General features: G+C 56.9%; 1 protein-coding gene. It reads left to right on the plus strand.

Annotated features, from left to right (window positions below; genetic code table 11):
* The coding region (locus tag C5469_RS22580; RefSeq protein ID WP_166310917.1) for a condensation domain-containing protein at positions 1-2,637 on the plus strand (2,637 nt) is incomplete at both ends.

Consider the following 2,637-nt stretch of genomic DNA (forward strand, 5'->3'; position numbering starts at 1 on the left):
TCTCGATCCGTTCAGTGATAAACCGGGCGCCCGCATGTACCGCACCGGGGATTTGGCCCGCTACCTGCCGGAGGGCAATCTGGAGTTCCTGGGCCGTAACGACCATCAGGTTAAAATCCGCGGTTTCAGAATAGAGCCGGGGGAAATTGAGATACGGTTGGTGGAGCACCCGGCGGTGAATGAAGCGGTGGTGCTGGCGCTGGGTGGCGGGCAGGAAAAACGGCTGGTGGCTTATGTGGTGGCGGAAGCCCATGAGGGGCTGGTCAATAGTCTGCGTACTCACCTGAGTGCTATTTTACCGGATTATATGGTGCCGTCCGCCTTTGTGCGGCTGGATGTGTTGCCATTGACGCCTAACGGTAAGTTGGATCGTCAGGCGCTGCCGGCCCCGGACAGTGAGGCGTTTGCCCGTCAGGTCTATGCGCCGCCGCAGGGGGAGACAGAAACTACACTGGCGGCGATTTGGTGTGAGTTGCTGGGGATTGACCGAATCAGTCGGCACGATAATTTCTTTGCTTTGGGAGGCCATTCGTTGCTGGCGGTACGGATGATGAACCGGGTAGCGGCGTTGGGTGTTGAACTGCCGCTGACCACCCTGTTTACGTCTCCTACTTTGATGGCCTTTGCTGAGGTTATGGCGGCCCGGTCTGGCCAACAGAACGCTATATTGCCGGCCATCCTGCCGATATCCCGCGAGGAAGCGCTGCCGTTGTCATTTGCTCAACAGCGTCTGTGGTTTTTGGTTCAGTTGGATGGCGTCAGCGAGACTTATCATATCCCAATGGCCCTGCGCTTGGGTGGTCAACTGGATATCGTGGCCTGGCAGCGGGCGCTGGATACCCTGTTCGCCCGTCATGAGGCGTTACGTTCTGTCTTTGTCTCGGTTGACGGTCAGCCGCAGGTACGGCTGTTGGCGGCAGATAGCGGCTTGCCTTTATCTCAACATGACCTGCGTGGACTCCCGGATGCCGATATAGTGCTTGAGCGCTTGAGCGTTGGAGAAACCTACACGTCATTTGATCTTGACCGTGGTCCGCTTATCCGTGCCTGTCTTATCCGGCTTGCCGATGACGAATACCGGTTCCTGCTCACCCAGCATCATATTATTTCTGATGGCTGGTCTGCCAGTGTGCTGATACGTGAACTGAACGCGCTCTATACAGCGTTTCTGGCCGGGCAACCGGACCCGTTGCCACCGCTGGCGATTCAATACCCGGACTACGCCGTTTGGCAGCGCCAGTGGCTGTCGGCTGAACGTACCCAGACTCAATCCGACTATTGGCGTACCATGCTGGCTGACGCGCCGGTTCTGCTGGATTTACCTACTGACCGGCCCCGTCCGCCTGAGCAGTCGTTTGCCGGACATGTCGTGCCGGTTGTCTTGGATGCAGAGTTAACGGCCGCCCTGAAACGCCTGAGTGAGCAGCACGGTGTCACGTTATTCATGACGCTGTTATCCGCTTGGGCGACGGTCCTGTCGCGCTTGTCAGGTCAGGAAGATGTGGTGATTGGCACACCGAGTGCCGGTCGCAGTCGTCAGGAAGTGGAACCGTTGATCGGATTCTTTGTGAATATGCTGGCGTTGCGCATGGATTTGTCGGGTGAACTGACCGTGACTGAATTACTGGCACGTGTACGGCAAACTGCCTTAGCGGCACAGGAGCATCAGGATTTACCGTTTGAGCAGGTGGTGGAAATCGTACAACCGCCACGCCGACTGGCGCATACGCCGTTGTTCCAGGTGATGTTTGCCTGGCAGAACAATGAGAATCCGGAATGGACGCTGCCGGGGCTGGGCGTGTCAGCGGTCGATCAAGCCTTTGATGTTGTCAAATTTGATCTTGAACTTAGCTTGTCAGAACAGGAAGGTAGGATTGTTGGTACGCTGGGTTATGCCACCGCCCTGTTTGATCAACCGACCATAGAACGGCAGGTGGGATATCTGCACACGGTACTGCAAGCAATGGTTGCTCCTGCTCAACAGCGGATCGGGGAAATCGATATTCTGTCCCCGGCAGAGCGTAGGTTGTTACTGGAAACCTGGAACGCCACAGAAACCGCCTACCCTGACCAGTTATGTGTTCATCAGTTGTTTGAACAACAGGTGGAGAAAACCCCGGACGCAACCGCGTTAGTGTATGAAGGGCAGACTCTCAGTTATGCACAATTAAATGCCCGCGCCAATCGGCTGGCTCATCAGCTGATTGCTTTGGGCGTGGAGCCGGACCAGCGGGTGGCGATTTGTGTATCACGTTCTCCGGCCATGGTGGTGGGAATATTGGCGGTACTGAAAGCGGGCGGGGCTTATGTGCCGTTGGACCCGGCTTATCCGGGGGAACGTCTGGCCCATATTCTGACTGATGCCGCTCCGGTTATTGTACTGGCGGACAGTGCTGGATGTGGCGTACTGGGTGAGAAAGCCCTTGCCAACCGGATTGTGCTGGACCCGAATTCACGGCCAGAGCAGCCGGACAACAATCCACAGATATCTGCGCTGACTGCCGGTCATTTGGCGTATGTGATTTATACCTCCGGCTCTACCGGCGTGCCCAAAGGGGTGATGATTGAGCACCGGAATACGGTGAACTTCCTGTGCTGGGCGCGGCAGGCGTTTGCGGCGGAAGAGAGCCGGGAGAC

Origin of the sequence: Photorhabdus cinerea (genome assembly GCF_011189575.1) — a bacterium.
GTDB lineage: Bacteria > Pseudomonadota > Gammaproteobacteria > Enterobacterales > Enterobacteriaceae > Photorhabdus > Photorhabdus cinerea.